Below are 22,754 nucleotides of genomic sequence, written 5' to 3' on the forward strand. Positions count from 1 at the left end.
GTAGAGCACAAAAACGGCCGCGGTCAAGCGATCCGTTGGCGGGCAGGGGTGAAGAAGGCGTGGCCGGAATGGCTCGGCAAGTCAGCCGACGTGGCTTGCTGTCGGCCGGGGAAGGCGGGAGGGGGCGAGAACGGGATGCCACGCTTGGGCGACGTCGGGAAACTCCGAGGCGGGCACAGGCTTGCCCAGCAGGAAGCCTTGCACGGAGTTGCAGCCGAGTTCGGTCAGGAGTCGTTGCTGACCGGCTGTCTCCACGCCTTCCGCGACGATCCTGAGGTTCAGGCGCTGGCCCAGCGCGATGATGGCCGAGACGATGGCGGCATCTTCCTGGCTGTGTTCGAGCTGGTCGATGAAGCTGCGATCTATCTTCAGTTCGTTGGCGGGCAGTTGCTTCAGATAGAGCAGGTTGGAGTAGCCGGTGCCGAAATCGTCGATGGAAATCGATACGCCCAGCGCGGTCAGCTTGCGCAGCACTTCGATGCTGGCCACGGCATCCCGCATGGCCGTGGTTTCGGTGATCTCGATGGTCAGGCAACTGGGCGGCACCAGGTGACGCGCGAGCGCGCCCTGTATCGTTTCCAGCAGGCCCGGGTGGGCGAATTGCATGGCCGACAGATTCACGGACACGTTCCAGTTCGTGTGCCCGAGGTCGCGCCATATCCGTAACTGCCGACAGGCCTCGTTCAGTACCCAGTCGCCGATGGGAAATATCAGTCCCGTGCGTTCCGCCAGCGGGATGAAGTCGCCCGGCGGAATGACGCCGTGCCTGGGATGATTCCAGCGCAGCAGCGCTTCGGCGCCGACCGCCGGGCCGGTCGGCGGCAGGAACTTGGGCTGGTAGTGCAGCAGCAGTTCGCCGCGTTCTCGCGCCTGGCGCAGGTCCTGCACCAGTTGCAGTTGCCTGCGCGCGTCTTCATTCATGGTCGATTCGAAATAGCTGAAGCGGCGGGCGCCGCCCTGGCGCTTGGCGTGGTACATGGCGGCATCGGCATGGGTCAGCAGCGTGTGTCCATCCTTGCCGTCCTCCGGATGGATGGCGATGCCCACGCTGGCCGTGACGCACAGCGTGTGTCCGTCGACGTGGGTGTCGCGCGAGAGCGCGGCGATGAGTTTCTGGGCGATCAGGGCGGAGTCGGCGGGGGCCGCCACGTCGGCCACGAGGACGAACTCGTCGCCGCCCAGGCGCGCGACGGTATCCCCGGGCCGGGCGACTTCATCCTTGATGCGGTGGGCCAGTTCACGCAACAGGCCGTCGCCGCAGCGATGGCCGTAGGCGTCGTTGACCGCCTTGAATCCATCCAGGTCGATGAACAGCACCGCGAAACGGCTGTGCCGCGTATCGGCCCGGCTGATGGCCTGGCGCAGGCGGTCGTCGAGCTGGGCGCGGTTGGGGAGCTTGGTGAGCGTGTCGTGCAGCGCCAGGTGCATGAGTTCCTGGTTGGCCTGGGCCAGCGAGGCCGCCAGGGCCGAGGTGCGTGTCTCCAGGCGGGTGTCCAGAACGGCCACGGCCAGCGCGATGCTCAGCACGCTCAAGGTAATGCCGGTGACTCCGGTGGCCAGCCAGCCCGGGCTGATGCCGCTCAGCACGGCCAGGCATTCGGCGCCGTCGGCGATGCGGGCCGCGGTCATGCCGGTATAGTGCATGCCCACGATGGCCAGGCCCATGACCAGGGAACCGCGGAGCCGGCGGGCCGCGGTGTTCGAACGGTTGCGGCGTTGCTTGTGCGCGATCGACAGCGCGGTGCCCGAGGCGACCACGGCGATGACGATGGAAAGGGCGAATAGCCAGGGTGAGTATTCGATGGCCGGGGACATGCGCATCGCGGCCATGCCGACGTAGTGCATGGCGGCAATGCCGGCCCCCATCTGCAGCGCCGCGCAAGCCATGCGCCACCGAGGCAGTGCCGCGCGGTGCGCCATCCAGAGCGCGCAGGCCGAGCAGGCGATGGCGATCAGGAGGGACAGGATCGTGAGCCCCAGGTCGTATCCGAGCGGGATGGGGAGCCGGAAAGCCAGCATGCCGACGAAGTGCATGGACCAGATGCCCAGGCCCAAGGCGCATCCGCCACCCAGCAGCCAGGCGAGCGAAACCTTGCCGCGTGTCGCATTGGCACGGCTGACCAGTCCCAGCGCGGTATAGGAGGCCAGTATGGCGACCGCGAGAGAAACCAGCACCAGGTTGGGATCGTAGCTTCCGACGAGCATCAAAAGGCCTTCACATATCGAAGGCCTCCAGGGGGCGGCCTATTCAACCGTGGCGAGGACAAAGTGAAACAGTTTTGCGTCACGCGCAAATCTCGAGATACGAGCAGGGGAGCGTATCCGATTTCCCTTCGTGCCAGAGGAGGGGGTGGGCCGATGTTAAGTATCGTGCGGCCCAAACCGGGGCCGTGGGCCGGAGCTATACTCCCCGGCGAAAAAAGAACCGTAATACAACGGTTCCCAATGGGGGAGCGGCCATGACGGCTGGAATTTTCGCCATTGTCAGCCTGTTGACCGTGTTCGCCTCGTTCTTGTCGGGCGTGTTCGGCATGGCGGGCGGCATGGTGCTGATGGGCGCATTGCTGCTGCTGATGCCGGTCTCGGCAGCCATGGTCGTGCAAAGCGTGGCTTTGCTGGCGTCGAACGTCTGGCGCGCCGTCCTGTGGCGAGCTCATACCGATTGGCGGATCGTCGGGCGGTTCGCCATGGGCGCAGCGGTCGCGTTCGCGCTCATGTTCAGCGTCCGGTTCGTTCCCAGCCGCAGCATGGCGCTGATCGTCCTGGGGCTGAGTCCCTTCATCGCGCTGGCCGTGCCGGCCCGCCTGGCGCCTCGAGCCGAGCGGCGCATGGCCGCCGAAATATGCGGCTTCGTGTGCCAGGTCATGCATCTGCTGAGCGGGGTCACGGGACCGCTGCTGGATATCTTCTTCGTGCGGTCGACCGCCATGGACCGCCGCACCGTGGTGGCGACGAAGGCGACGTGCCAGGTGCTGGGACATACCTCCAAGCTGGTGTATTTTGGCGGCGCGCTGGGCGCGGCCGAACTGTCGGCGCAATGGTGGCACTGGGTGGTGCTTATCGGGTGCGCCGTCGCCGGCACGTCATTGAGCCGGGCCGTACTCGAGCGCATCACCGACGCGCAGTTCCGCCGCTGGACCCGGACGATCGTGCTGGGAATCGGGACCGTCTATCTGATCCAGGGCGTGGCGTCCATGATGTAGCGGGCGGCGCTAGCCCGCCTCCACCATGAACCCGTCGAAGAACCCCGCCAGTTCCGCGTGGGCATCCAGCGGCAGCACGTGCGCCACGTATTGGTCGGGCCGCACGATCACCACGCAGCCGCGCCGGCGGTCGATGCCGCGCAGGTCGAAGATGTCCTGGCCGCCTTTCAGGTCGGGGCAGAACATCTTCTCGTAGTCGATCAGCCCGTAGCGTCCCTTGCGCGGCTGCAGGAAGGCCGGCATGGCCTCGAGCGCCAGCGCGCGATGGCCTTGCTGGAAGACGGCGCGCACGTCGATCACGGCGTCGACGTCGGCCCCCGCGGGCGTGTATTTCCGGATCGGCGACTGGCTTGATTCGGCCAGGAAGCGGCACAGTTCCCCGATGGCCGCGGACGGCGCGGCGGGGTCCGCGGCATCGGCGAAGGCGAACACGCGCCAGCGGCCGTCGGCCTTGACCGCGTGGCCCAGGTGCATGGGCTTGGCGTCGGCCAGGCGGATGACCGGCGCGGAGTGGAAGCGCATGCCGATGACGAGGCCGCGCGCCAGTTCCTGGTGGGTCGGCTCCGCGCTGATGACGGACGGGTAGTAGCGGGTCTCGGTGCCGGCGGTGAAGCGGCCCTGCTTGACGAAGTAGCGCTGGAACTCGGCCGGGTCGATGCCTTCGCTGTCGTCCCGGGACGGATCCTTGGGGGCGGCGCTGAACATCTTGGCGAATTCGCGATCGAAGTCGATCAGTTCCTTGGCGACGGTCTGGCGTTCCTTGGAGTAGGTGTGCAGGATCTGGGGCGTGCTCTGGCCGCGCAGCACGGCGGCCAGCTTCCAGCCCAGGTTGAAGCCGTCCTGCATGGAGACGTTCATGCCCTGGCCCGCCTTGGGGCTGTGGGTGTGGCAGGCGTCGCCGGCAATGAAGACGCGCGGCAGGCGGGCATGTTCCTCCTGTTCGGGCACGTCGTCGAACTTGTCGCACAGGCGCTGGCCGATCTCGTACACGGACCACCACGCGACTTCCTTCACGTCCAGGGTGTAGGGGCGCAGGATGCGCTGGGCGGCGGCGATCAGGCGGTCGGAGGTGATTTGCCGGCTGGCGACGCGCTCGTTCTCGTTCAGTTTGTCGAGTTCGATGTACAGGCGCACCAGATAGCCGCCCTCGCGCGGGATGATCAGCACGCTGCCTTCGCTGGCAGAGTGGATGGCCGACTTGATGCGGATGTCGGGGAAGTCGGTGACGGCCAGCACGTCCATCACGCCCCAGGCCTGGTTGGCCGACTCGCCGTGCAGCGCGCGGCCGAGCGACTTGCGCACCGCGCTGTGGGCGCCGTCGCAGCCGACCGCGAAGCGGGCGCGCACCGTCTCGACCTGGCCCTCGTGTCCGGGGTCGGTGCGCTCGAAGCGCGCCGTGACCGGATGGGTGGGCGCGCCGCCGGCGGGGGATTCCGCCACGGCCAGATCCAGCAGGCGGCGCGAGTAGTGGGGTTCGAGCCGTGACGGCGCGTTGCGCATGACGTCCAGGTAGAAGTCGTGGACGCGGGCCTGGTTCAGGATGACGTGGGGAAACTCGGAAAGACCGTCCTCGGTGTCCTGGATGCGGCCGCTGCGCACGATCTGGTCGCGCTGCGCATCGTCAGGTTTCCAGAACGAGGTCTCGTTGACCCAATACGCTTCCTTCAGCACGCGCTGGCTGAAATCGAAGGCCTCGAACATCTCGACCGTGCGGCAGGCGATGCCGTCGGCCTGGCCCAGCCGCAGCGGTCCCGGTTTTTGTTCGACGATACAGGTCCTGAGGTCGGGAAAGGCCGCCAGCTGCGTGGCCAGGGTCAGGCCGGTGGGGCCGCTGCCCACGATCAGGATGTCGACCTCGCCGGGCAGCGCGTCGGCTAGCGGGGCTGCGCCTTGTCCAGCGGGTTCGGAGATGTCGGGGTCGCCGGGTTTGAACCCGTTCAGGTGGAATTGCATGGCAGTCGGATCCGGCCGGATGTTACATCTTGCGCCGCAGCACGATGGGTTTGCCGCCGTAGGCGCGCTTGCTCATCCAGGCGGCCAGCGCCGCGTCCAGGTAGTCGGCATGGCCCGGGAACCATTGGAACAGGTGCAGGGCGAAGTCGTGCACCAGCGCCACGTCGGCCTGTCCGCTCAGGAACAGCTCGCGCACCTCGCGGGTGGATTTCATCACGGCTTCGTGTTCCTGCACGTGGCAGTCGGACGGCGGGAACTCGGTGGTGCGCATCCACTCTTCTTCCTGGCCGAAGTGCGATTTGACGTGTTCCTCGAACGCGTCCAGCGCCGCCGGCGCCGAGTCCTGGGTACAGGTCAGCAGGCGGAAGGCGACGTCGTAGAACTCCTTGTGCGACTCGTCCATGGGATGGAATCCGAGCAGCCGGGCATCGGACCAAAGGAAGCTGGTGTCGCTTTCCGGGCGAGGGGCGCTGTCGTCGCGCAAAGTCGGTTCTTGCTTCATGGGGCTTCTGGGTAGTATCGACAAGCAGGTGGACATGGTACCCCGCTTTTGGGGGCAGCCGGGCCGGCGAAGCCTTCCGCCCCGGCTGTCCGGCCGTCAGGCCGGAACGGTCCCCATCAGCTCTTCCTTGCGCGCCGCCATCATGTCCGCCGCTTCCCGCAAGTCGATCTTCTTGCCGACGATCTTGGGAAACAGTTCCTCTTCTTCTTCCTTGACGTGATGGTTGATGTATTCGCCCAGGACGGTGACTCTGGCGTCGTACATCTCGTCGTTGGGGTGCATGGCCTGGATCTGCGCGATCAGGTCCTTGGCGCTGGCGTGTTCGACGATGGCCTCGTCCAGCAGGTCGGCGAAGGGCTGGCCGCCTTCGCGCCGGACCAGCGGGTAGAAGATTTCTTCTTCCAGCATGGTATGGACGGTCAATTCCCTACAGACCGTCTGGGCGATTTCTTCCTTCTCCGCATCGGATCCGGCTTCCTTGAATTGCTTGAACAGCTTCTTGGCATTGCGATGGTCGTCCAGCAGCAGGCTCAGGGCGGCCTTTTGCGGGGTCGGGATGGTCGATTTGTTCATGAAGATTGCTCCAAAGTGCCCCTCTCACTGAGGTGGGGATCCTTAGCAAACGCCGTGCCCGGCTACTCCTGGAACACGCTGGCCGCGACCGCCCGCAGCCATTTGCAGCCGGGATCGCGATGGTAGCGTTCGTGCCAGTACTGGCGCACGAGGTAGGACGGCAGGTCGAACGGCACCGCCAGGTAGCGGATCGTTCCATGGGCGGCCAGGATGCGCGCCAGGTGGATGGGGGCCAGCGCCAGCAGGTCGGTCCTGGCGACGATTTCCTCCAGCCCCAGGAACGAGGGCACCCACAGGGCCGTCTTGCGGGCGATGCCGGCGTCGTCGATCGCCTTGTCCAGCAGCCAGTGGGCCGTGCCGGTGGTCATGACGGCCACGTGGGACTCGGACAGGAACTGCGCCTTCGTCAGCTTGGCCTTGACGCGCGGGTGGCCGGCGCGGACCAGGCAGACGTAGTGTTCGCTGAACAGCGTCTGCTGGTGGAAGCCCGCCTGCATGCTGGTCGTGTAGCCCATGGCCAGGTCGGCATCGCCGGTTTCCAGGCGGCGCGGCGTGTCCGGATCCAGATCCCGCACTTCCAGACGCACGTGGGGTGCGACGTCGGCCAGGCGATTGAGCAGGCGGGCCAGGACCACCATCTGGCCGGTATTGGTCATGCAGATGCGGAACACCCGGTCGGACGTGGCGGGGTCGAAATCCGGTTCGCGGCCTTCGCGGCCGTCGAACAGGGCCAGCGCGCCTTGCACCGCCGGTGTCAGCGAGGCGGCCCGGGGCGTGGGGACCATGCCGGCGGACGTGCGCACGAACAGCGGATCCTTGAAGTGCCGACGCAGCTTGCCCAGACGAATGCTGACCGAAGGCTGGCTCAGGCCCAGTTCGTCGGCCGTGGCCGAGACCGTGCCGGTCCGGGCCAGGGATTGCAAAAGGCGCAGGTCAGTCAGGTCGAGTTTGCTCATGGGCGCGGTCGGGCCGGGATGGATATTGTATTTTTAAATATGATGAATAAATTCTAGTCGATTGACGCAATAATGACGCATCCCTAGTCTTCTTGCCTGACATTCCTGCAAGGAGACATGCATGCTGCTTTGCCGCTTCGATGCGGACCGGCTGGGACTGGTGGAAGGGGACCGGGTCCGCGACGTCACGCCCGCTCTCGCCATCCTGCCCGCCCATACCTATCCGCTGCCGCCTTTCGATCCGCTGATCGCCAACCTGGACGCGGTCAAGCGATGCATCCGCGACCTGTTGCCCGGCGCGCCCAGCGTGCCGCTCAAGGACGTGTCCTTGTTGAGCCCCGTGGCCAGTCCGGGGAAGATCGTCGCGGCGCCGGTCAACTACCTGAAGCACCTGGACGAAGCCCGGGGCGATGCGCAAATCCATCATCGCAACCAGGTCGGCGAAATCCAGCGCGTGGGCCTGTTCCTGAAGGCCACCAGTTCCCTGGTCGGCCCGGCCGCGGGGGTCGCGCTGAAGCATCCGGATCGCCGCAATGACCACGAAGCCGAGGTGGTGGTCGTGATCGGCCGGCGCGGCCGCGACATTCCCGCCGCGCGGGCGCATGAATACATCGCGGGTTATTGCGTGGGGCTGGACATGACCACCCGCGGGCCGGAGGAGCGCAGCCTGCGCAAGTCCATCGATACCTATTCGGTGCTGGGGCCGTGGATGGCGACGCCCGACGAAGTGCCGGATCCGGCCAGCCTGGATTTCTGGCTGACCGTGAACGGCCAGCCGCGCCAGCGGGCCAATACCCGGGATCTCGTGCTGGGCATTCCCCAACTGATCGAACTGGCCTCGTCGTTCTATACGCTGCATCCCGGCGACCTGTTGTTCACGGGAACGCCGGAGGGCGTCGGGCCGGTCGAGGCGGGCGACGTCATCGACGTCGAAGTGGCGGGCGTGGGCCGGATGACGGTGGTCGTGCGCCAGGCGCAGGCGGGAGACCCGGCATGAAAGCAGACGATGCATCCCGGGTGCTGGTGGCGGGGGGCGGCATAGGCGGACTGGCGGCGGCGCTGGCGCTGGCGCGCACGGGGCGTTCGACGACGGTATTCGAGCAGGCCGAGACCTTCAAGGAAATCGGCGCCGGCATCCAGCTGGGCCCCAACGCCTTCCATACTTTCGACGCGCTGGGCATCACCGACAAGGTGAACCGGCTGGCTTCGTTTCCCGACGACATCGTCGCGATGGACGCGCTGTCGGGCGAACGGCTGGTGCAACTGCCTGTCGCCCGCCTGTTTCCGCAGCGCTTCGGCCAGCCCTACGGATTGATCCACCGCGCGGACCTGCACGCGGTCCTGCTGGAAGCCTGCCGCGAAAGCGGGCGCGTCACGCTGCATGCCTCCACCAAGGTCCAGGACCACGAGGACACGCCGGATGGCGTCGTGGTCCGCACCCAGCAAGGGCAGACGTTCGTCGGCGCGGCGCTGATCGGCGCCGACGGGCTCTGGTCCACCATTCGCGCGGGTATCGTGGGCGACGGCAAGCCCCGCGTCTCGGGCCACATCGCCTACCGCGCGGTGCTGCGCGCCGACGAGGTGCCCGACAGCAACCGGCTGAACGCCATGGTGGTCTGGATGGGGCCCAAGTATCACCTGGTCCACTACCCCTTGCGCGGCAACGAACTGTTCAACCTGGTGGCGGTCTTTCACAGCGATCGCTACGAGGACGGCTGGGACACCTACGGCGACCCGGAGGAACTGCACCTGCGCTTCCAGGGCGCGCATCCCTTGGTCCTGGGCATGCTCGAGAAGATCGAGTCCTGGCGCATGTGGGTGCTGTGCGACCGCGAACCCGTGGCCAACTGGAGCAAGGGGCGGGTCACGCTGCTGGGCGATGCCGCGCACCCGATGCTGCAATACCTGGCGCAGGGCGCCTGCATGGCGATGGAGGATGCGGTGTGCCTGGCCGGCAAGGTGAGTGCCCATCGGGGCGACATGGCCGCCGCGTTCCTGGACTACCAGCAGGCGCGCTACCTGCGCACCGCCCGCACGCAGCTGACGGCGCGGCTCTATGGCCATGCCTACCACGCCGCCGGTGCCACGCGCGACCTGCGCAACGCGTTCCTGGGCGCCAGGACGGCGGAGCAGACCATGGAAAGCATGGCCTGGATGTACGACCCGAAGGAGATTCCTCGATGACGGACGACATGCGCGCGCGGCGCGAGGCGTTCTACGGCCGGATCGACGCCAGCCATTGCACGCCGCTGTGGGAGGTGCTGCACGGCCTGATCACGCCCACGCCGTCCACGCCCTGCCAGCCTTGCCATTGGCCCTGGGAAACCATGTGGCCCTACCTGCGGGATGCGGGCAGCCTGATCAGCGCCGAAGAGGCCGAGCGCCGGGTCCTGGTGCTGGAGAATCCGGGGCTGCGCGGCCGCTCCCGCATCACGCACAGCCTGTATGCGGGCCTGCAGCTCATCCTGCCCGGCGAAGTGGCGCCGCCGCATCGCCACTCGCAATCGGCCATGCGTTTCGTCCTGCAGGGCAGGGGCGCCTATACGGCGGTGGACGGACGCCGGATAGCGATGGAGGAGGGGGACTTCGTCATCACCCCGTCGTGGGCCTTCCACGACCACGGCAATCCTTCCGACGAACCCATGGTCTGGCTGGATGGGCTGGACGTGCCCATCGTGGAACTGTTCGACGCGCAATTCATGGAGAAGGGCGACGCCGCGCCGGCGGGGCAGGGCGGCGACGGCGGGGACAATCTGGCGGCTTTCGGCGCGACGATGAAGCCGGTCGGCTTCGAACCGGCCAGCCGGACCTCGCCGCTGTGCTGGTATCCGTACGCGCGCAGCCGTGAAGCCCTGCTGGCCTTCGCGCGGTCGCAGGCGCCGAATCCGTGCTGGGGCCACAAGCTGCAATACGTCAATCCCGTCACCGGCGGGTGGCCCATGCCGACCATGGGCACGTTCCTGCAATACCTGCCGGCAGGCTTCGAGGGCGCGGCTTACCGGTCGACCGACGCCACCGTCTATGCCGTGCGGGAAGGCAGCGGGACATGCCGCATAGGCGGACGGGAACTGCGCTTTGGCCAGCGCGACGTGTTCGTCTGCCCGTCATGGGTGCCGTACACGCTGCATGCGGATGCCGATACCGTCCTGTTCAGTTTCTCGGATCGGCCGGCGCAGCAGAGCCTGGACATCTGGCGCGAACTGGCGGGCTGAGAGCCGCGGTTACATCGCGACCGCGGCGCGTTCGAACAAGGTGGACAGATAGGCAGCCGCCGGCGTCAGGGGCACGCCGGCGCGCGAGATCTGCACGATGTCGGGGCCCTCGATGTGCTCGCGTATGGAGATGGCCTCGATCACCCCTTCGAACAGGCTGGCCTGCAGCCACTGACGCGGCAGCATGGCCAGCGCGTCGGTCGAGCTGAGCAGCGCGGCCACGCCCACCATGGATTCGGCCTGGGTCTTGGGCACGGGCGGGGGCAGGCCCTGGCTGGCGAAGGCATCCTCGAATTCCGCTTCCACCCGTTCGCGCACGCCCGTCAGGATCCAGTCCTGGTCGACCAGTTCCGCCAGGCTGGTGGCATGGCGCCGGGGGTGGTCCTTGCGGCCCACGACCACCCGGTCGTTGTGGAACAGCAGGTCGACCTTGTAGCCGTCTCCGATGGGGCGCGCGGGCCGGGGGCCGATGAAGAAATCCAGGGTACCGTCCTGCAGGCGGCCTTCCAGCATGGAGAAGAAGCCTTCCATCATGCGCAGCCGCATGCCGGGATATTTCTTGCGAAAGCCTTGGTGCGCCTGGGCCGCCATGACCAGCCAGACCGCGCTGGACAGGCCCACGGTGACGGTGCCCGACGGGGTGCCCAGCAACTGCGCCACTTCCTCGCGTCCGCGCTGGAGTTCGGCCATGGCGGCGTGCGCGCGGCCATAGAAGGCCTGGCCGATGGGCGTCAGCACCACGCCGCGCGCGTGCCGCTCAAGCAGGGGCGTGCCCAGTTCGCCTTCCAGTTCGCGCAGGCTGCGGGTCAGGGCGGGCTGGGCCAGGCCCAGGGCCCGCGCGGCACCGCGCACGCTGTGCGCGTCGGCGATGGCGACGAAATCTCGCAGGTGATGCAGTTTCATGTCGATAACGTCCAGGTATCGATGGGAGGATTTTGCCATCTTTCTGTAAGCAGTGACCTTACCTAGACTCGTCTCCCACAACAAGTACCCACCCACCACGGAGACCAACGATGACCCTACCCCGATTCGCGGCGGCCCTGTTCTGCGTCATGGCCTTGCAGCCGATGGCCGCCGGCGCGGCGCAGCCGGATGCCTTTCCCTCGCGGCCGGTGCGGATGCTGAGCCCGTTTCCGGCGGGGAGCGGACCCGATGCCGTGGCCCGCATGGTGGGCGAGCAATTGTCCAAGGACTGGGGCCAGCCCGTCGTGGTGGAGCCCCGGCCCGGCGGCAACGGCTTCATCTCGATGGAAGCGGTGCGCCGCGCGGCCGCCACCGGCTACGACCTGGGCGTCGTCGACGTCGGCCACATGGCCATCAATCCCAGCCTGTTCCGCAAGCTGCCCTACGATCCGGTCAAGGACTACGTCCCGGTCGGCGGGTTGTACCGGACCTCGTTCTTCGTGGTGGTTTCCGGCGGCAGCCCGATCAAGTCGGTGCGCGAACTGATCGCCGCGGCGCAGGCTTCGCCGGGCAAGGTGACGTACGGGTCGTGGGCGGTCGGCAGCCCCGGCCACCTGGGCGCCGCGCAGGTGGAGGCGGCCACGGGCACGCAGATGCTGCACGTGCCGTTCAAGGACACCGCGCAACTGTACGCGGCCGTGGCCAACGGCGAAGTGACCTGGGCGCTGGGGTCGTACGCCACCGCAGGCGGATTGATCCAGGCCGGCAAGCTGCGCGTGCTGGCGGTGGCCGACGGCGCGCGGTCGTCGGCGCTGCCCGACGTGCCCACGCTGGAAGAGGCGGGCGGCCCCCGGGGCGTGGATGCGTCCACCTGGGTGGCCCTGGTGGCGCCGGCAGGCACGCCGGCCGAGCGGGTGGACGCGGTCTCGCGCGCGGTGCGCGCGGCGCTGGACGTGCCCGAGGTCAAGACCAAGATGGCCACGTTCGGATTCGTGCCCGCCGCCGTTCCCGGCGCGACGGTGTCCGAGTGGATGCGCAAGGACACGCCCCGCTATGCCGAGATGGTACGGCGCACGGGGGCGACGACGGACTGAAGGACGCTTCATCGTGAATACCATGCAGACAGAAGTCGCCATCGTCGGCGGCGGTCCGGCCGGCCTGATGCTGGCGATCGAACTCGGGTGCAGGGACATTCCCTGCGTCCTGCTGGAGGAAGATGCCGATCCGCCGGCCTTTCCCAAGGCCAACGCGACCTCGGCCCGGACCATGGAGCACTATCGCCGGCGCGGCTTTTCCGACGAAATCCGCGCTCTGGGCCTGCCGCCGGACTACCCCCAGGACGTGGTCTATTGCACGCAGCTGGCGGAGTATGAACTGGCGCGCTTCAGGATTCCGAGCCGGGGCGACGCGGCGCGGCGCAGCGAGGCCGGCGGTCATGCCTCGGGCAATGCCGGCGACTACGGCAGCGATGCATGGCCCACGCCCGAACTGCCGCACCGCGTGCAGCAGATGCTGATCGAGCCCGTGCTGCGCAGGCGCGCTGCTACCTATCCGAGCGTGCGGTTGTGCCTGGGCCAGCGCGCGGTTGCCGTCGAACAGGACGACCAGGGCGTTACCGCCGTGGTCGAGCCCGAAGGCGGCGGCCAGGCGTGGCGGCTGGAAGCGCGCTATCTGGTCGGGTGCGACGGCCCCCGCAGCCTGGTGCGCAAGTCGCTGGGCGTGGCCTATTCGGGGCAGGGCAGCGAGCAGCGCGATTTCTTCGGCGGCCAGATGCTGTCCATCTATTTCCGGTCCAGGAGTCTCTATGAAGCAATCGGCAAGCAGCACGCCTGGCAGTACTGGGCCGTGAACGCGCGCCAGCGCGGCCTGCTGATCGCCGTGGACGGCATCGAGACTTTTCTGTTGGCCGTCCAGCTGGCGCCGGGGCAGGAGCCCACCGACATCGACGCGGTCGCCACCGCGCATGCCGTGGTGGGCAGGGAATTCGACTTCGAACTGATCGACCGCCTGCCGTGGGTGGCCGGCTATACGCTGGTGGCGGACCGGATGGGCGCGGGCCGCGTGTTCCTGGCGGGCGACGCAGCGCACCTTTTCACGCCCACGGGCGGGATGGGCTACAACACCTCGATCGACGACGTGGTGAATCTGGGCTGGAAGCTGGCGGCTGTGATCCAGGGCGCGGCGCCGCCCGCGCTGCTGGACAGCTACGAGCGCGAGCGCCGGCCCATGGCGCTGCGCAATACGGCCTTCGCGCGCCGCATGGCGGACAGCATCGGCAACCTGCGCGCCGGCGCCGACATCGAGGCGGCCGGCGAGGCCGGGGTCCAGGCGCGCGCCGAACTCGGCCGCCGCCTGGCCGCGCACGTGGCCAGCGAGTTCAATATCCCCGGCCTGCAACTGGGCGTGCGCTACCTGGACAGCCCCATCGTCGCGGCCGAGTCCGGCCCCGCGCCGCAAGACGATCCGAATCGCTATGAACCGCTGGCCTTGCCGGGGTCGCGCGCGCCGCATGCCGTCGTGCGCGGCAAGGTGTTGTTCGACTTGTTCGGACGCGACTTCACGCTGCTTGCCTTCGGCGTGCTGCCGGCCGCCGAGCGCGAGGCGTGGCGCGAGGCGGCGAACGAGTACGGCATGGGGCTGGAAGTGCTGGAGATCGACGATGCCGCCGCGCGGACCCTTTATGGCGCCGAGCGTGTGTTGATCCGGCCCGATCACCACATCGCCTGGCGGGGCCGGGCGGGGGGCGATGCGAGATCGCTGCTGGCCCGGGCTACAGGCAGGGCGAGGGAGAATTGACCGCCGCCTGAGGCATCAGGGCGCGAACGCATCGTCCTCGACGGCTTCGCGTATCTCCGCGACCAGGGCCAGCAGCGGATCGGCCAGAATGCGGGCGGTGCTGGCCAGGGGTTCGCTGGTCGACGTGCTGAGATTGAGCACGTAGATGTCGTGGCCGATCCGCAGCGGCGTCGCGACTGCCACCACCTCGGGCTGCCACGCCGCGGCGCAATAGCCACGGGTGCGCACGCTGTTTCCTGCTTCGCCGATTTCCCGCGCCAGGGCCGGCCAGTTCCGGCCGCGCCGCTGCTTGAACGTTTCCAGCAGGGGTTTGAGCTCCGCTTCGGTCAGCGTCGCCAGGTAGGCGCGTCCCAGCGAAGTCAGCTCCATCGGCACGCGCTGCCCCGAGACGACGTGCCGCAAGGCCGCGCGGCGCGCATAGCGTATCGATTCCAAATAGACCATTTCGTCGCGGTCCGGCGCCGCCAGTCCCACGTTGATCCGCTTCGCTTCGGCCAGGGCCCGCATCCGAGGCGCGGCCAGTTGCAGCACGCGCGATCCGGTGCGCATCGCATGCGCCAGGCTGAGCACGGCGGGGGCGAGCCGGTAGGCCCGGCTGTTGCCGTCGAACTGCAGCAGGCCGCTACGGACCAGTGTCTGCGTGAGCCGGCTGACGGTGGATTTCGACAAGCCGCTGCGTTCGGCCAGCTCCGTGTTCCCCAATGTGGCCGATCCGGGCCGGAATGCCCGCAGGATCTCGACGCCCCGTTCCAGGGAGCGGTTGGTGGGCGATCGTCCTGGTTTGCGAGGGCCTTCCACGTGCAGCCTCCGTTTTCGCGTTTGGCGTGGAGGGGAATTTTGTTCCACTGCTTGGAATTCGGCAACTGCGTTGCAAAAGGATCGCGCCTAATCTTTCGCCTGGCAGGCCCGCCTGCCTACAAGAACGAGCGAACCCCCCGGTGCGAACGCCGGTGTCCTACAGGAGACGACGATGTCCGATTCAACCCGAAGCATGGCGGCGCGCCGCCATGTGCTGGGAATGCTGGCCGGCATGCTGCTGGCCGCCAATGCCGCATGGGCGGCCTACCCCGAACGCCCCCTCCGCCTGATCGTTCCCTTTTCGCCGGGAGGCGGAACGGATCTGATCGCACGGACGCTGGGCGCGGAAATGGGCAAGGACCTGGGCAAGCCCATCGTCGTGGAGAACAAGCCTGGCGCTGGCACGATGATAGGCACCGATGCCGTGGCCAAGAGCCCGCCCGACGGCTACACCATCCTGATCGCCTCGTTCGCCCATGCGGTCAATCCCAGTCTCCAGCCCAGGCTGCCGTACTCGCACGAAACGGCGTTCGCACCAGTCATCCTGATCGGCGCGGGTCCGAACGTGCTGGTGGTCCGGGCCGAGAGCCCCTACAAGACGATGGCGGATCTGCTCGCGGCCGCCAAGGCCAACCCGGGCAAGCTGACCTACGCGTCGCAGGGCATCGGGACCTCCGCCCACCTGGCCGGCGAGATGTTCAGCAACCTGGCCAAGGTGGAACTGACCCACGTGCCCTACAAGGGGGCGGGTCCGGCGATCACGGATGTGCTGGGCGGGCAGGTGGACATGATGTTCGGCACGGCGGCCGCCACCTCGGGCTATGTGGAGAGCGGACGGTTCCGCGCCCTGGGCGTGACCAGCGCCAAGCCTTCTCCGTCCTTCGAGGGCGTGGCGCCGATCGGGGACACGGTGCCCGGCTACGTGGTCGAAAGCTGGTACGGGCTGTACGTGCCGGCGGGAACGCCGCCCGAGATCGTCGATCGCCTGAACAAGGCGGCCAGGATCGCGGCAAGAAGCGCCGAGTTCCGGGAGAAGGTCGAGAAGGAAGGCCTGGGCATCCGCGCGGGCGATCCGGCTGAACTCGAGGCCTATGTGGCCGCAGAAGAAAAGCGCTGGCGCAAGGTCGTCCGGGAAAACCATCTCAAGCCCAACTGAGCAGCCGCGTGCTGCATGCAAGGATGCGGGAATCACCATGACTTATTCATTGATATCGCTGCGGGTCGAGGACTCGATCGCGACACTGACGCTGAACCGGCCCGAGAAGCGCAATGCCATCAGCGACGACATGCGCGCCGAACTGATCGATGCGCTGGAGCGCGTCGCCGCCGACCGCGGCATTCGCGCGCTGGTGCTGACCGGCGCCGGCAAGGGGTTCTGCGCGGGCGGCGACATCGCCGGCATGGAGCGGCGCATGAACGCCCCCGCGGGCGAGATCGCCTTCAACGGCTGGCACCGCCAGCAGCGCGTGCACCACGCCCAGGCCTTGCTGCACACCATGCCCAAGCCGACCATCGCCGCCGTCAACGGCGCGGCGTCCGGGCTGGGGGCCGATACCGCGCTGGCCTGCGACTTCATCGTCGCCAGTGAATGGGCCAGCTTCTCGTGGTCCTACATCCATCGCGGCATCGTGCCCGATGGCGGCGGCATGTATTTCCTGCCCCGCCGCGTGGGCCTGCCGATGGCCAAGGCGCTGATCTTCAGTGGGCGCAAGGTCGACGTGGACGAGGCTGCGAAGCTCGGCATCGTCGACAGGACGTCCTCGGCCGAGACCCTGGTGGCCGATGCACAGGCCTGGGCAACGGAACTGAGCCGAGGGTCGGCGACGGCGCTGGCGCTGAGCAAGACCATACTCAACCAGGCCTTCGAGCTGCCGGCCGCGCAGGTCTTCGCCCAGGGCAGCCAGGCCCAGGGCATCTGCTATACCAGCAGCGAACACCGCGAGGCCGTCATGGCCTTCCTGGACAAGGCGGGCGCGCCCCGGGGGCAGGTGTGATGGATGCGATTTCCCGCTTGTTCAATCCGCGCAGCGTCGCGGTGGTCGGGGCCTCGGCCGACGCGGGCAAGACCGCCGGCCGCCCCGTTTCCTACCTGCTCAAGCACGGCTACCAGGGCCGCATCCTGCCGGTGAATCCGAAGGTGAGCCATATCGGCGAACTGCCTTGCTACGCCGACGTGGCGGCCTTGCCCGAGGTGCCCGACGTGGGCATTGTCCTGCTGGGCGCGGAGCGGGCGCACCTGGCCGTTCGCGATCTGGCGGCTCGCGGCACCGCCGCCGCCATTGTCCTGGCCAGCGGCTACACCGAAACCGGCGGCGAGGGCGCACGCCGGCAGGCACAGTTGCTGGAGGCAGCGGGCGGCATGCGCATCCTCGGCCCGAACACCATCGGGCTGGTCAACCTGACCGATCGCATCGTGCTGTCGGCCACGGGGGCGCTGGAAATGGAGGATTTCGAGGTGGGGCCGGTCGGCGTGGTCTCGCAGAGCGGAGGCATCCTGGGGGCGCTGCTGTCGCGGGCCAATGCGCGAGGCATCGGACTGTCGAAGCTGGTGTCGACCAGCAACGAGGTCGACCTGGACCTGGCCGATTTCGTCGACCATCTTGCCGACGACGACGCGACGCGTGTGATCGCGTTGTATGTGGAAACGATCCGGAACCCGGAAGCATTCCGCGCGGCCGCCCTGAAGGCCGCGCGGGCCGGCAAGCCGGTCGTGGCGTTCAAGATCGGCCGTTCCGAGGCGGGCGCGCGGGCCGCCGTTTCGCATACGGGCGCGATGGCGGGGGCCGACCGGATGTACGACGCCTTCTTCAGGCAGGTGGGCGTGATACGGGCCCGGACCTTCGACGAACTGCTGGACATCCCCTCGGCGCTGGCCACGGGGCGGCGGCTGGCCGGCAGGCGGGTGGCCATCCTGACGTCGACGGGTGGCGCGGGCACGCTCGTGTCCGACGAACTGGGCATGGCGGGCTTCGATGCGCCCGCGCCCGATGGCCCGACGGCCGAGGCCCTGCGGGCATTGCAGACGGGCGACCACGCGGTCCTGGACCGCAACCCCATCGACGTCACGCTGGCGGGCTTGAAGCCTGATCTCATGAAGGGCGCGATCCGGGTCTTGCAGGCCAGTCCCAGCTACGATGCACTGGTCGTCATCGCCGGATCGTCCAGCCTGGCCATGCCGGAACTGGTGGCGGGCGTGATCCAGGACTGCCTGCCGGACTCGCCCAAGCCCGTTATCGCCTATGTAAGCCCGCACGCGCCCGACGTGGTACGCGCGCTGACACGGCATGGCGTGCCCGCGTTCGCCGCGGCGGAGGGCTGTGCCGCGGCATTTCGCGGCATGCTGGAGGCCGGCGCGCGGGACGATGGGCCCGGCGGCGCCGGCCGGACGCTCGGCGCGATCGATGGCCTGCCGTCCGGATCGCTGGACGAACACGAGGCCAAGCGCCTGTTCGCGCGGTTCGGCGTACCGTGCGTCCGGGAAGCCGTCGTCGCCGGTCCCGCTGAAGCGGGGCAGGCGGCGCGCGAGCTGGGCGGACGCGTGGTGCTCAAGATGCTTTCCGCCGCCATCACGCACAAGAGCGACGTCGGCGGCGTCGCAGTCGATCTGGCGCCGGAGGCCGTGGGGGCGTGCCTCGAATCCATGGCGCGGGAAGTCGAGTCTCGCGCCGGGGTCCGGCCCGAGCGCTATCTGGTCCAGGAAATGGTGGGGCCGGGCGTGGAGCTTATCCTGGGCATGCGCCGGGATGCGCTGGGATCCGCCATTCTCCTGGGCATGGGAGGCATCGCCGCCGAGCTTTACAACGACACGAGCCTGCGCATGCTGAGCCCGGGCCAGGGCCTGGCCCGGCAGGAGGCCGCCGCCATGGTGCGGGAGCTGAAAAGCTGGCCGCTGCTGGATGGATACCGGGGCCGGCCGCGGGCCGACGTCGAGGGTCTGGTGGATGCGATCGTGGCGTTCTCGGAGATGGCCGCGCAACTGGGGGACAGGCTGGCCGAAGCCGAGATCAATCCCGTGTTCGTACTGCCGCGCGGGCAGGGCGTGCGCGCCGCCGACGGGGTCGCCGTCCTGGCTTGACGGCGGTTGCGTGCCGATCGCATCGATCGGCGCGCATGCCGCATCAGGCCTCGGTGTTGTGAATGAAATCCGGCGGCACGTCCGGCCCCCACTGATACAGGCTGTCCTCGGGCGGAAAATCCCCCGAGGGCCATTCGTGCCCGGCCGAGATGTAGTCGATGTCGGCCGAGAACTCGCAGTACGAGCCCCACGGGTCGCGCACGTAGTGGAAGAAATTCGAGCCCAGCACGTGCCGGCCCGTTCCCCATCCGCGCGTGTAGCCCGCGGCGGCCATTTGCGCCGCTCCTTGGCCGACCTGGTCGAGGCTGGCCACGTCCCAGGCCGCGTGATGCCAGCCGCGCGCCGAGCTGCGGGCGAACGCAACCAGATGGTGGTCGCAGCCGTGCGGGGCGTGGGTGAAGGCGATGCCTTCGCCGGAGCGGTCGGACAGCCTCAGGCCCAGCGTTGCTTCATAGAAGGCCAGCGCGCGCGAGACGTCGGGCGTGAACAGCAGCACGTGGGACAGGCGGCGCGGGCGGACCTGCGCGACCTGGCTGCGGAAGCGGGCGCCGCGCGCGTCGGCTTGCACGTGGATGTTGTCGAGCGGGCTCTTGGCATCCGGCGTGATCTTGGGGCCAGTCTTGACCTGGATCAGGTTGCCGTCCATGTCGTGGAACCAGATCCCTTCGGCGGTGGTGCGCGGCGCATCGGTGGCCATCGCGACGCCGGCCTGTTCCAGCCGGGCGCGGATGGCGGCCAGGTCGTCGGCATAGCAATTGAAGCTGAGGTAGGCCAGCGCCTTGCGCGGGCCCGCGTGGATGCGCGCCGAGACGTGCCCGTCCCGCGCCCGCAGCGCCAGGCCATCGCCTTCGGCTTCGACCGCGAGGCCGAAGGCTTCGTGGAAATGGCGGGCCACGGCCAGGTCCGGTACCGTCAGCGCGTAATGGTCGATGGAGTGCACCGCGGCTTGCCGGGCACCGGCGCCGTGCTGGGTTTGTGTGGTCATGAGTCTCCTCCGTCGTGCGGCCGTGGCCGCGCGTTCAGGCTTCGTCGGCGATGGGGTTGCGCAGCGTGGCGAAGCCGGTCACCGATATCTCGCAGACATCGCCGGCGCGCATCAGCAGCTTGGGCGTGCGGGCCCAGCCTATGCCGGCGGGCGTGCCGGTGACGATGACGTCGCTGGGCTCCAGCGTGATGGCTTCGCTGATGACGCTGATCAGTGTGGGGATGTCGAAGATCATGTCGTCGGTGCTGGCCGACTGGACCACCTCGCCGTTCAATCGGGTTTCCAGGCGCAGGCCGCGCGCCGCGGGCGGCACTTCGCTGGCGGTGACCAGTTCCGGGCCGAAGGCGCCGGTGGCGTCGAAGTTCTTGCCCACCGTCCACTGCGGAGACAGGAACTGGTATTCGCGCACCGAGCCGTCGTTGAACAAGGCATAGCCGGCGATGCAGTCGAGCGCGTCTTCCTTGCGGATGTGCCGGCCGCCGCGCTTGAGCACCACCGCCAGTTCACCCTCGAAGTCCAGGGAATCGGACACGCGGGGGCGGACGATGGGCTGGCCATGGCCGACCAGGCTGGTGTCGTAGCGCGGGAAGATGGTGGGGTAGGCGGGCTGCTCGTACTTGCTTTCCTTGGTGTGGTCGGCGTAGTTGAGCCCGATGCAGAAGATCTTGGCGGGATGCTCGACCACGGGCAGGTAGGAAACGTCGGCCTCGTCAACCAGCTTGCCGCCACCGCGGGTGCCGGCATGGGTTTCGAGGTCGGTGCCGGCGGCCAGCAGGGATTCGATCGATTCCTGGCCCAGGATCCGGATCTTGTCGCCTTCGGGGGTGCCGAGGTAGGAGGTGCCGTCGTGGAGGAAGCGGACGTAGCGCATCGGGGAATCCTGTCTCTGTTGTGGGGCGCGCGGGAAGAATGAGCACGCCCTTGTGCCCGATGCAAGCGTAAAGCGGGGGAGCGATGGGGAAAAGATGGCGGGTTTGCCCCACCGATACCTGTCAGGTATAGGGGGAGCTACGGCAAGACAGAGGCCGAGGCTGTTCGATTTCCAAAGAATTTCACAAACCAAAGACAGGTGCTTGCTATCACCCGATGGCCAAGCGTACGGGTTTACCGACACGGCTAAGCATTTCCACCAGCGTATCGATGGTGAATTTGGTGGTCTTCTTGTTTACCACGTCAGACACACGGGGCCGCGAGACCATCAGGATTCTTGCGGCATCGGCCTGTTTCAGGTGATGTTGGGCGATCCAGTCGGCCAGCTCCGACATGAGTTGCTCCTTGATCCGCTGCGTGTCGTTGATCTGCTGGCGCGAAATCTCCTGCAACCGCGCGGCTTCGTCAGCCGGGAAGCCCAGTTCCTGGAACAGGTTTGCGCCCGGCTTCGTGACATGACGGATTTCGGTGTCGATCTTCATGGCTTGGCCTTTCTCGCGTTGATCACGGCACGGTAGCGCGTCGTGGCAATGTCCTTGGAATTGACTAAGTCGTCGTAAGCGGATCCGATCCAGCGAATCTCCTTTTCGTGCGTCATGCACTGCCTATGTATAAAATTTTATACCAATGCGTGAGGAGAAAGGGAAGGGGCTCTGCCACACCCCGAGCGCGGATCAAGCATCGATGCAGGGAGGGGCGAAATACAGCACGATGCCGCTGCCGTGCTGGAGTCATTGCGAAACAAAAACGGGGCCTGCCGGCGTGTCGATGACGCCGGCAGGCCCCGTCAGGCAAGGGGGAAACCGCGGCTTACAGTCCCCGTGCCTTCAGTTGCGCATCCAGGCGCGGATAGACGCGTCGCGCGTTCAGCTCGAACACCTTGCGCTTGTCCTCGGCCGGGATGTCCAGCGCGTCGATGTAGCGCTTGGTGTCGTCGAAATAGTGTCCGGTCTGGGGATCGATGCCGCGCACCGCGCCCACCATTTCCGAGCCGAACAGGATGTTGTCGACGTCGATGACCTCGAACATCAGGTCGATGCCGGGCTGGTGGTAGACGCAGGTGTCGAAGTAGACGTTCTTCATCACGTGCTCGGCCAGCGGCGGGCGCTTGAGCATGTCGGCCAGCCCGCGGTAGCGGCCCCAGTGGTAGGGCACGGCGCCGCCGCCATGGGGAATGATGAAGCGCAGTGTCGGGAAGTCGCGGAACAGGTCGCCTTCGATGAACTGCATGAAGGCGATGGTGTCGGCGGCCAGGTAGTAGGCGCCGGTGGCGTGCATCGCGCAGTTGCACGAGCCCGAGACGTGGATCATGGCCGGCACGTCCAACTCGACCATCTTCTCGAAGAAGGGATACCACGAGCGGTCGGTCAGCGGCGGGGCGCTGAAGCTGCCGCCCGAGGGATCGGGGTTGAGGTTGCAGCCGACGAAGCCCAGTTCGGTGACGCAGCGCTCGAGCTCGGCGATGGAGCTGGCGATGGACACGCCGGGCGACTGCGGCAGTTGGCAGACGCCGATGAAGGTCTCGGGGTACAGGTCGACGACGCGCTTGATCAGGTCGTTCGAGCGGCGGGCCCAGACCTGGCTGACGTTCTCGTTGCCGACGTGGGGCTCCATGGCGGAGGCGCGGGGCGAGAAGATGGTCATGTCGGCGCCGCGTTCACGCAGGAGGCGCAGCTGGTTCTGCTCGATGGTCTCGCGGATCTGGTCGTCGGAGATATCGGGATAGGCCGGGTCGATGTCGTCGCCGGCCTTGAAGTTGGCCTTCTGCTGGTCGCGCCATTGATTGTGGGCGGCAGGCGAGGTCGTGTAGTGACCGTGGCAATCGATGATCATGCTGCGCAATTCCTGTGTGACGAAGGATGGCGTCG

20 protein-coding genes are annotated in these 22,754 nt (G+C 67.6%); 9 read left to right on the forward strand and 11 right to left on the reverse strand.

The features are described 5' to 3' along the window. Nucleotides 1-81: 81 nt before the first annotated feature. Nucleotides 82-2,205 (reverse strand): bifunctional diguanylate cyclase/phosphodiesterase, encoded by a 2,124-nt coding sequence (locus EGT29_RS07570; RefSeq protein ID WP_124688441.1) that lies wholly within the window; start codon nt 2,203-2,205, stop codon nt 82-84. Between the two features lie 254 nt (nt 2,206-2,459). Here EGT29_RS07570 and EGT29_RS07575 point away from each other — a divergent pair, with 254 nt between their 5' ends. Then, nucleotides 2,460-3,203: a sulfite exporter TauE/SafE family protein gene (locus tag EGT29_RS07575; RefSeq protein ID WP_124688442.1), complete on the forward strand. Its 744-nt coding sequence runs from the start codon at nt 2,460-2,462 to the stop codon at nt 3,201-3,203. Between the two features lie 9 nt (nt 3,204-3,212). Here the strand turns inward: EGT29_RS07575 and EGT29_RS07580 are convergent, their stop codons facing one another. The 4 genes from EGT29_RS07580 to EGT29_RS07595 form a co-directional block, all read right to left on the reverse strand. Next, on the reverse strand, nt 3,213-5,156 hold the full coding sequence (locus EGT29_RS07580) for an FAD-binding monooxygenase (protein ID WP_124688443.1): 1,944 nt from the start codon (nt 5,154-5,156) through the stop codon (nt 3,213-3,215). Nucleotides 5,157-5,178: 22 nt separating this feature from the next. Then, complete coding sequence (locus EGT29_RS07585) at nt 5,179-5,658, reverse strand: bacteriohemerythrin (RefSeq protein WP_124688444.1); 480 nt, start codon at nt 5,656-5,658, stop codon at nt 5,179-5,181. 96 nt (nt 5,659-5,754) lie between these two features. After that, a complete protein-coding gene (locus tag EGT29_RS07590; protein ID WP_124688445.1) occupies nt 5,755-6,231 on the reverse strand; it encodes a hemerythrin domain-containing protein in 477 nt (158 codons plus the stop codon). A gap of 62 nt (nt 6,232-6,293) precedes the next feature. Continuing rightward, nucleotides 6,294-7,187 (reverse strand): LysR family transcriptional regulator, encoded by an 894-nt coding sequence (locus EGT29_RS07595; protein ID WP_124688446.1) that lies wholly within the window; start codon nt 7,185-7,187, stop codon nt 6,294-6,296. A gap of 121 nt (nt 7,188-7,308) precedes the next feature. Between EGT29_RS07595 and EGT29_RS07600 the strand changes: the two genes are divergently transcribed. From EGT29_RS07600 to gtdA, 3 genes are read left to right on the forward strand one after another with little or no spacing between them, the layout of a single operon-like run. Further along, nucleotides 7,309-8,184 carry a fumarylacetoacetate hydrolase family protein gene (locus tag EGT29_RS07600; protein ID WP_124688447.1) on the forward strand — a complete coding sequence of 292 codons (876 nt, stop codon included), beginning with the start codon at nt 7,309-7,311 and terminating at the stop codon, nt 8,182-8,184. Next, on the forward strand, nt 8,181-9,371 hold the full coding sequence (locus EGT29_RS07605; RefSeq protein WP_124688448.1) for a 3-hydroxybenzoate 6-monooxygenase: 1,191 nt from the start codon (nt 8,181-8,183) through the stop codon (nt 9,369-9,371). The genes EGT29_RS07600 and EGT29_RS07605 overlap by 4 nt, the downstream gene beginning before the upstream one ends. Further along, a complete protein-coding gene (gene gtdA, locus EGT29_RS07610; protein ID WP_124688449.1) occupies nt 9,368-10,399 on the forward strand; it encodes a gentisate 1,2-dioxygenase in 1,032 nt (343 codons plus the stop codon). The genes EGT29_RS07605 and gtdA overlap by 4 nt, the downstream gene beginning before the upstream one ends. A 9-nt stretch (nt 10,400-10,408) precedes the next feature. On the opposite strand, the gene EGT29_RS07615 is transcribed toward gtdA, so the two are convergent. Then, on the reverse strand, nt 10,409-11,302 hold the full coding sequence (locus tag EGT29_RS07615; RefSeq protein ID WP_124688450.1) for a LysR substrate-binding domain-containing protein: 894 nt from the start codon (nt 11,300-11,302) through the stop codon (nt 10,409-10,411). Nucleotides 11,303-11,412: 110 nt separating this feature from the next. Here EGT29_RS07615 and EGT29_RS07620 point away from each other — a divergent pair, with 110 nt between their 5' ends. Both EGT29_RS07620 and EGT29_RS07625 read left to right on the forward strand, forming a co-directional pair. Continuing rightward, nucleotides 11,413-12,396: a tripartite tricarboxylate transporter substrate binding protein gene (locus EGT29_RS07620; protein ID WP_124688451.1), complete on the forward strand. Its 984-nt coding sequence runs from the start codon at nt 11,413-11,415 to the stop codon at nt 12,394-12,396. A 22-nt stretch (nt 12,397-12,418) separates the two neighbouring features. After that, on the forward strand, nt 12,419-14,098 hold the full coding sequence (locus tag EGT29_RS07625; RefSeq protein WP_124688452.1) for an FAD-dependent monooxygenase: 1,680 nt from the start codon (nt 12,419-12,421) through the stop codon (nt 14,096-14,098). 15 nt (nt 14,099-14,113) lie between these two features. Here the strand turns inward: EGT29_RS07625 and EGT29_RS07630 are convergent, their stop codons facing one another. Beyond that, complete coding sequence (locus EGT29_RS07630; protein WP_238160323.1) at nt 14,114-14,896, reverse strand: IclR family transcriptional regulator; 783 nt, start codon at nt 14,894-14,896, stop codon at nt 14,114-14,116. Between the two features lie 172 nt (nt 14,897-15,068). On the opposite strand from EGT29_RS07630, the gene EGT29_RS07635 reads away from it, so the two are divergent. The 3 genes from EGT29_RS07635 to EGT29_RS07645 are packed head-to-tail and all read left to right on the forward strand — an operon-like array spanning nt 15,069 to nt 18,971. Beyond that, nucleotides 15,069-16,052, forward strand: coding sequence for a tripartite tricarboxylate transporter substrate binding protein (locus tag EGT29_RS07635; RefSeq protein WP_370282864.1), 984 nt, complete (start codon nt 15,069-15,071; stop codon nt 16,050-16,052). 37 nt (nt 16,053-16,089) lie between these two features. Next, entirely contained in the window at nt 16,090-16,890 is an 801-nt protein-coding gene (locus EGT29_RS07640) for an enoyl-CoA hydratase/isomerase family protein (protein WP_124688453.1), read from the forward strand. Beyond that, on the forward strand, nt 16,890-18,971 hold the full coding sequence (locus tag EGT29_RS07645) for an acetate--CoA ligase family protein (RefSeq protein WP_192901802.1): 2,082 nt from the start codon (nt 16,890-16,892) through the stop codon (nt 18,969-18,971). Before EGT29_RS07640 ends, EGT29_RS07645 begins: the two co-directional genes overlap by 1 nt. A 43-nt stretch (nt 18,972-19,014) precedes the next feature. On the opposite strand, the gene EGT29_RS07650 is transcribed toward EGT29_RS07645, so the two are convergent. From EGT29_RS07650 to EGT29_RS07665, 4 genes are all read right to left on the reverse strand, one after another. Further along, on the reverse strand, nt 19,015-19,956 hold the full coding sequence (locus EGT29_RS07650) for a VOC family protein (protein WP_124688455.1): 942 nt from the start codon (nt 19,954-19,956) through the stop codon (nt 19,015-19,017). Between the two features lie 34 nt (nt 19,957-19,990). Further along, the gene (locus EGT29_RS07655) at nt 19,991-20,827 is read right to left on the reverse strand and encodes a fumarylacetoacetate hydrolase family protein (RefSeq protein ID WP_124688456.1); all 837 of its coding nucleotides are present in this window, start codon (nt 20,825-20,827) and stop codon (nt 19,991-19,993) included. 208 nt (nt 20,828-21,035) lie between these two features. Then, nucleotides 21,036-21,368 (reverse strand): helix-turn-helix domain-containing protein, encoded by a 333-nt coding sequence (locus EGT29_RS07660; RefSeq protein WP_124688457.1) that lies wholly within the window; start codon nt 21,366-21,368, stop codon nt 21,036-21,038. Nucleotides 21,369-21,696: 328 nt separating this feature from the next. Then, complete coding sequence (locus EGT29_RS07665; RefSeq protein ID WP_124688458.1) at nt 21,697-22,719, reverse strand: amidohydrolase family protein; 1,023 nt, start codon at nt 22,717-22,719, stop codon at nt 21,697-21,699. Nucleotides 22,720-22,754: the final 35 nt, after the last annotated feature.

Source organism: Pigmentiphaga sp. H8 (assembly GCF_003854895.1).
Taxonomy (GTDB): domain Bacteria; phylum Pseudomonadota; class Gammaproteobacteria; order Burkholderiales; family Burkholderiaceae_B; genus Pigmentiphaga.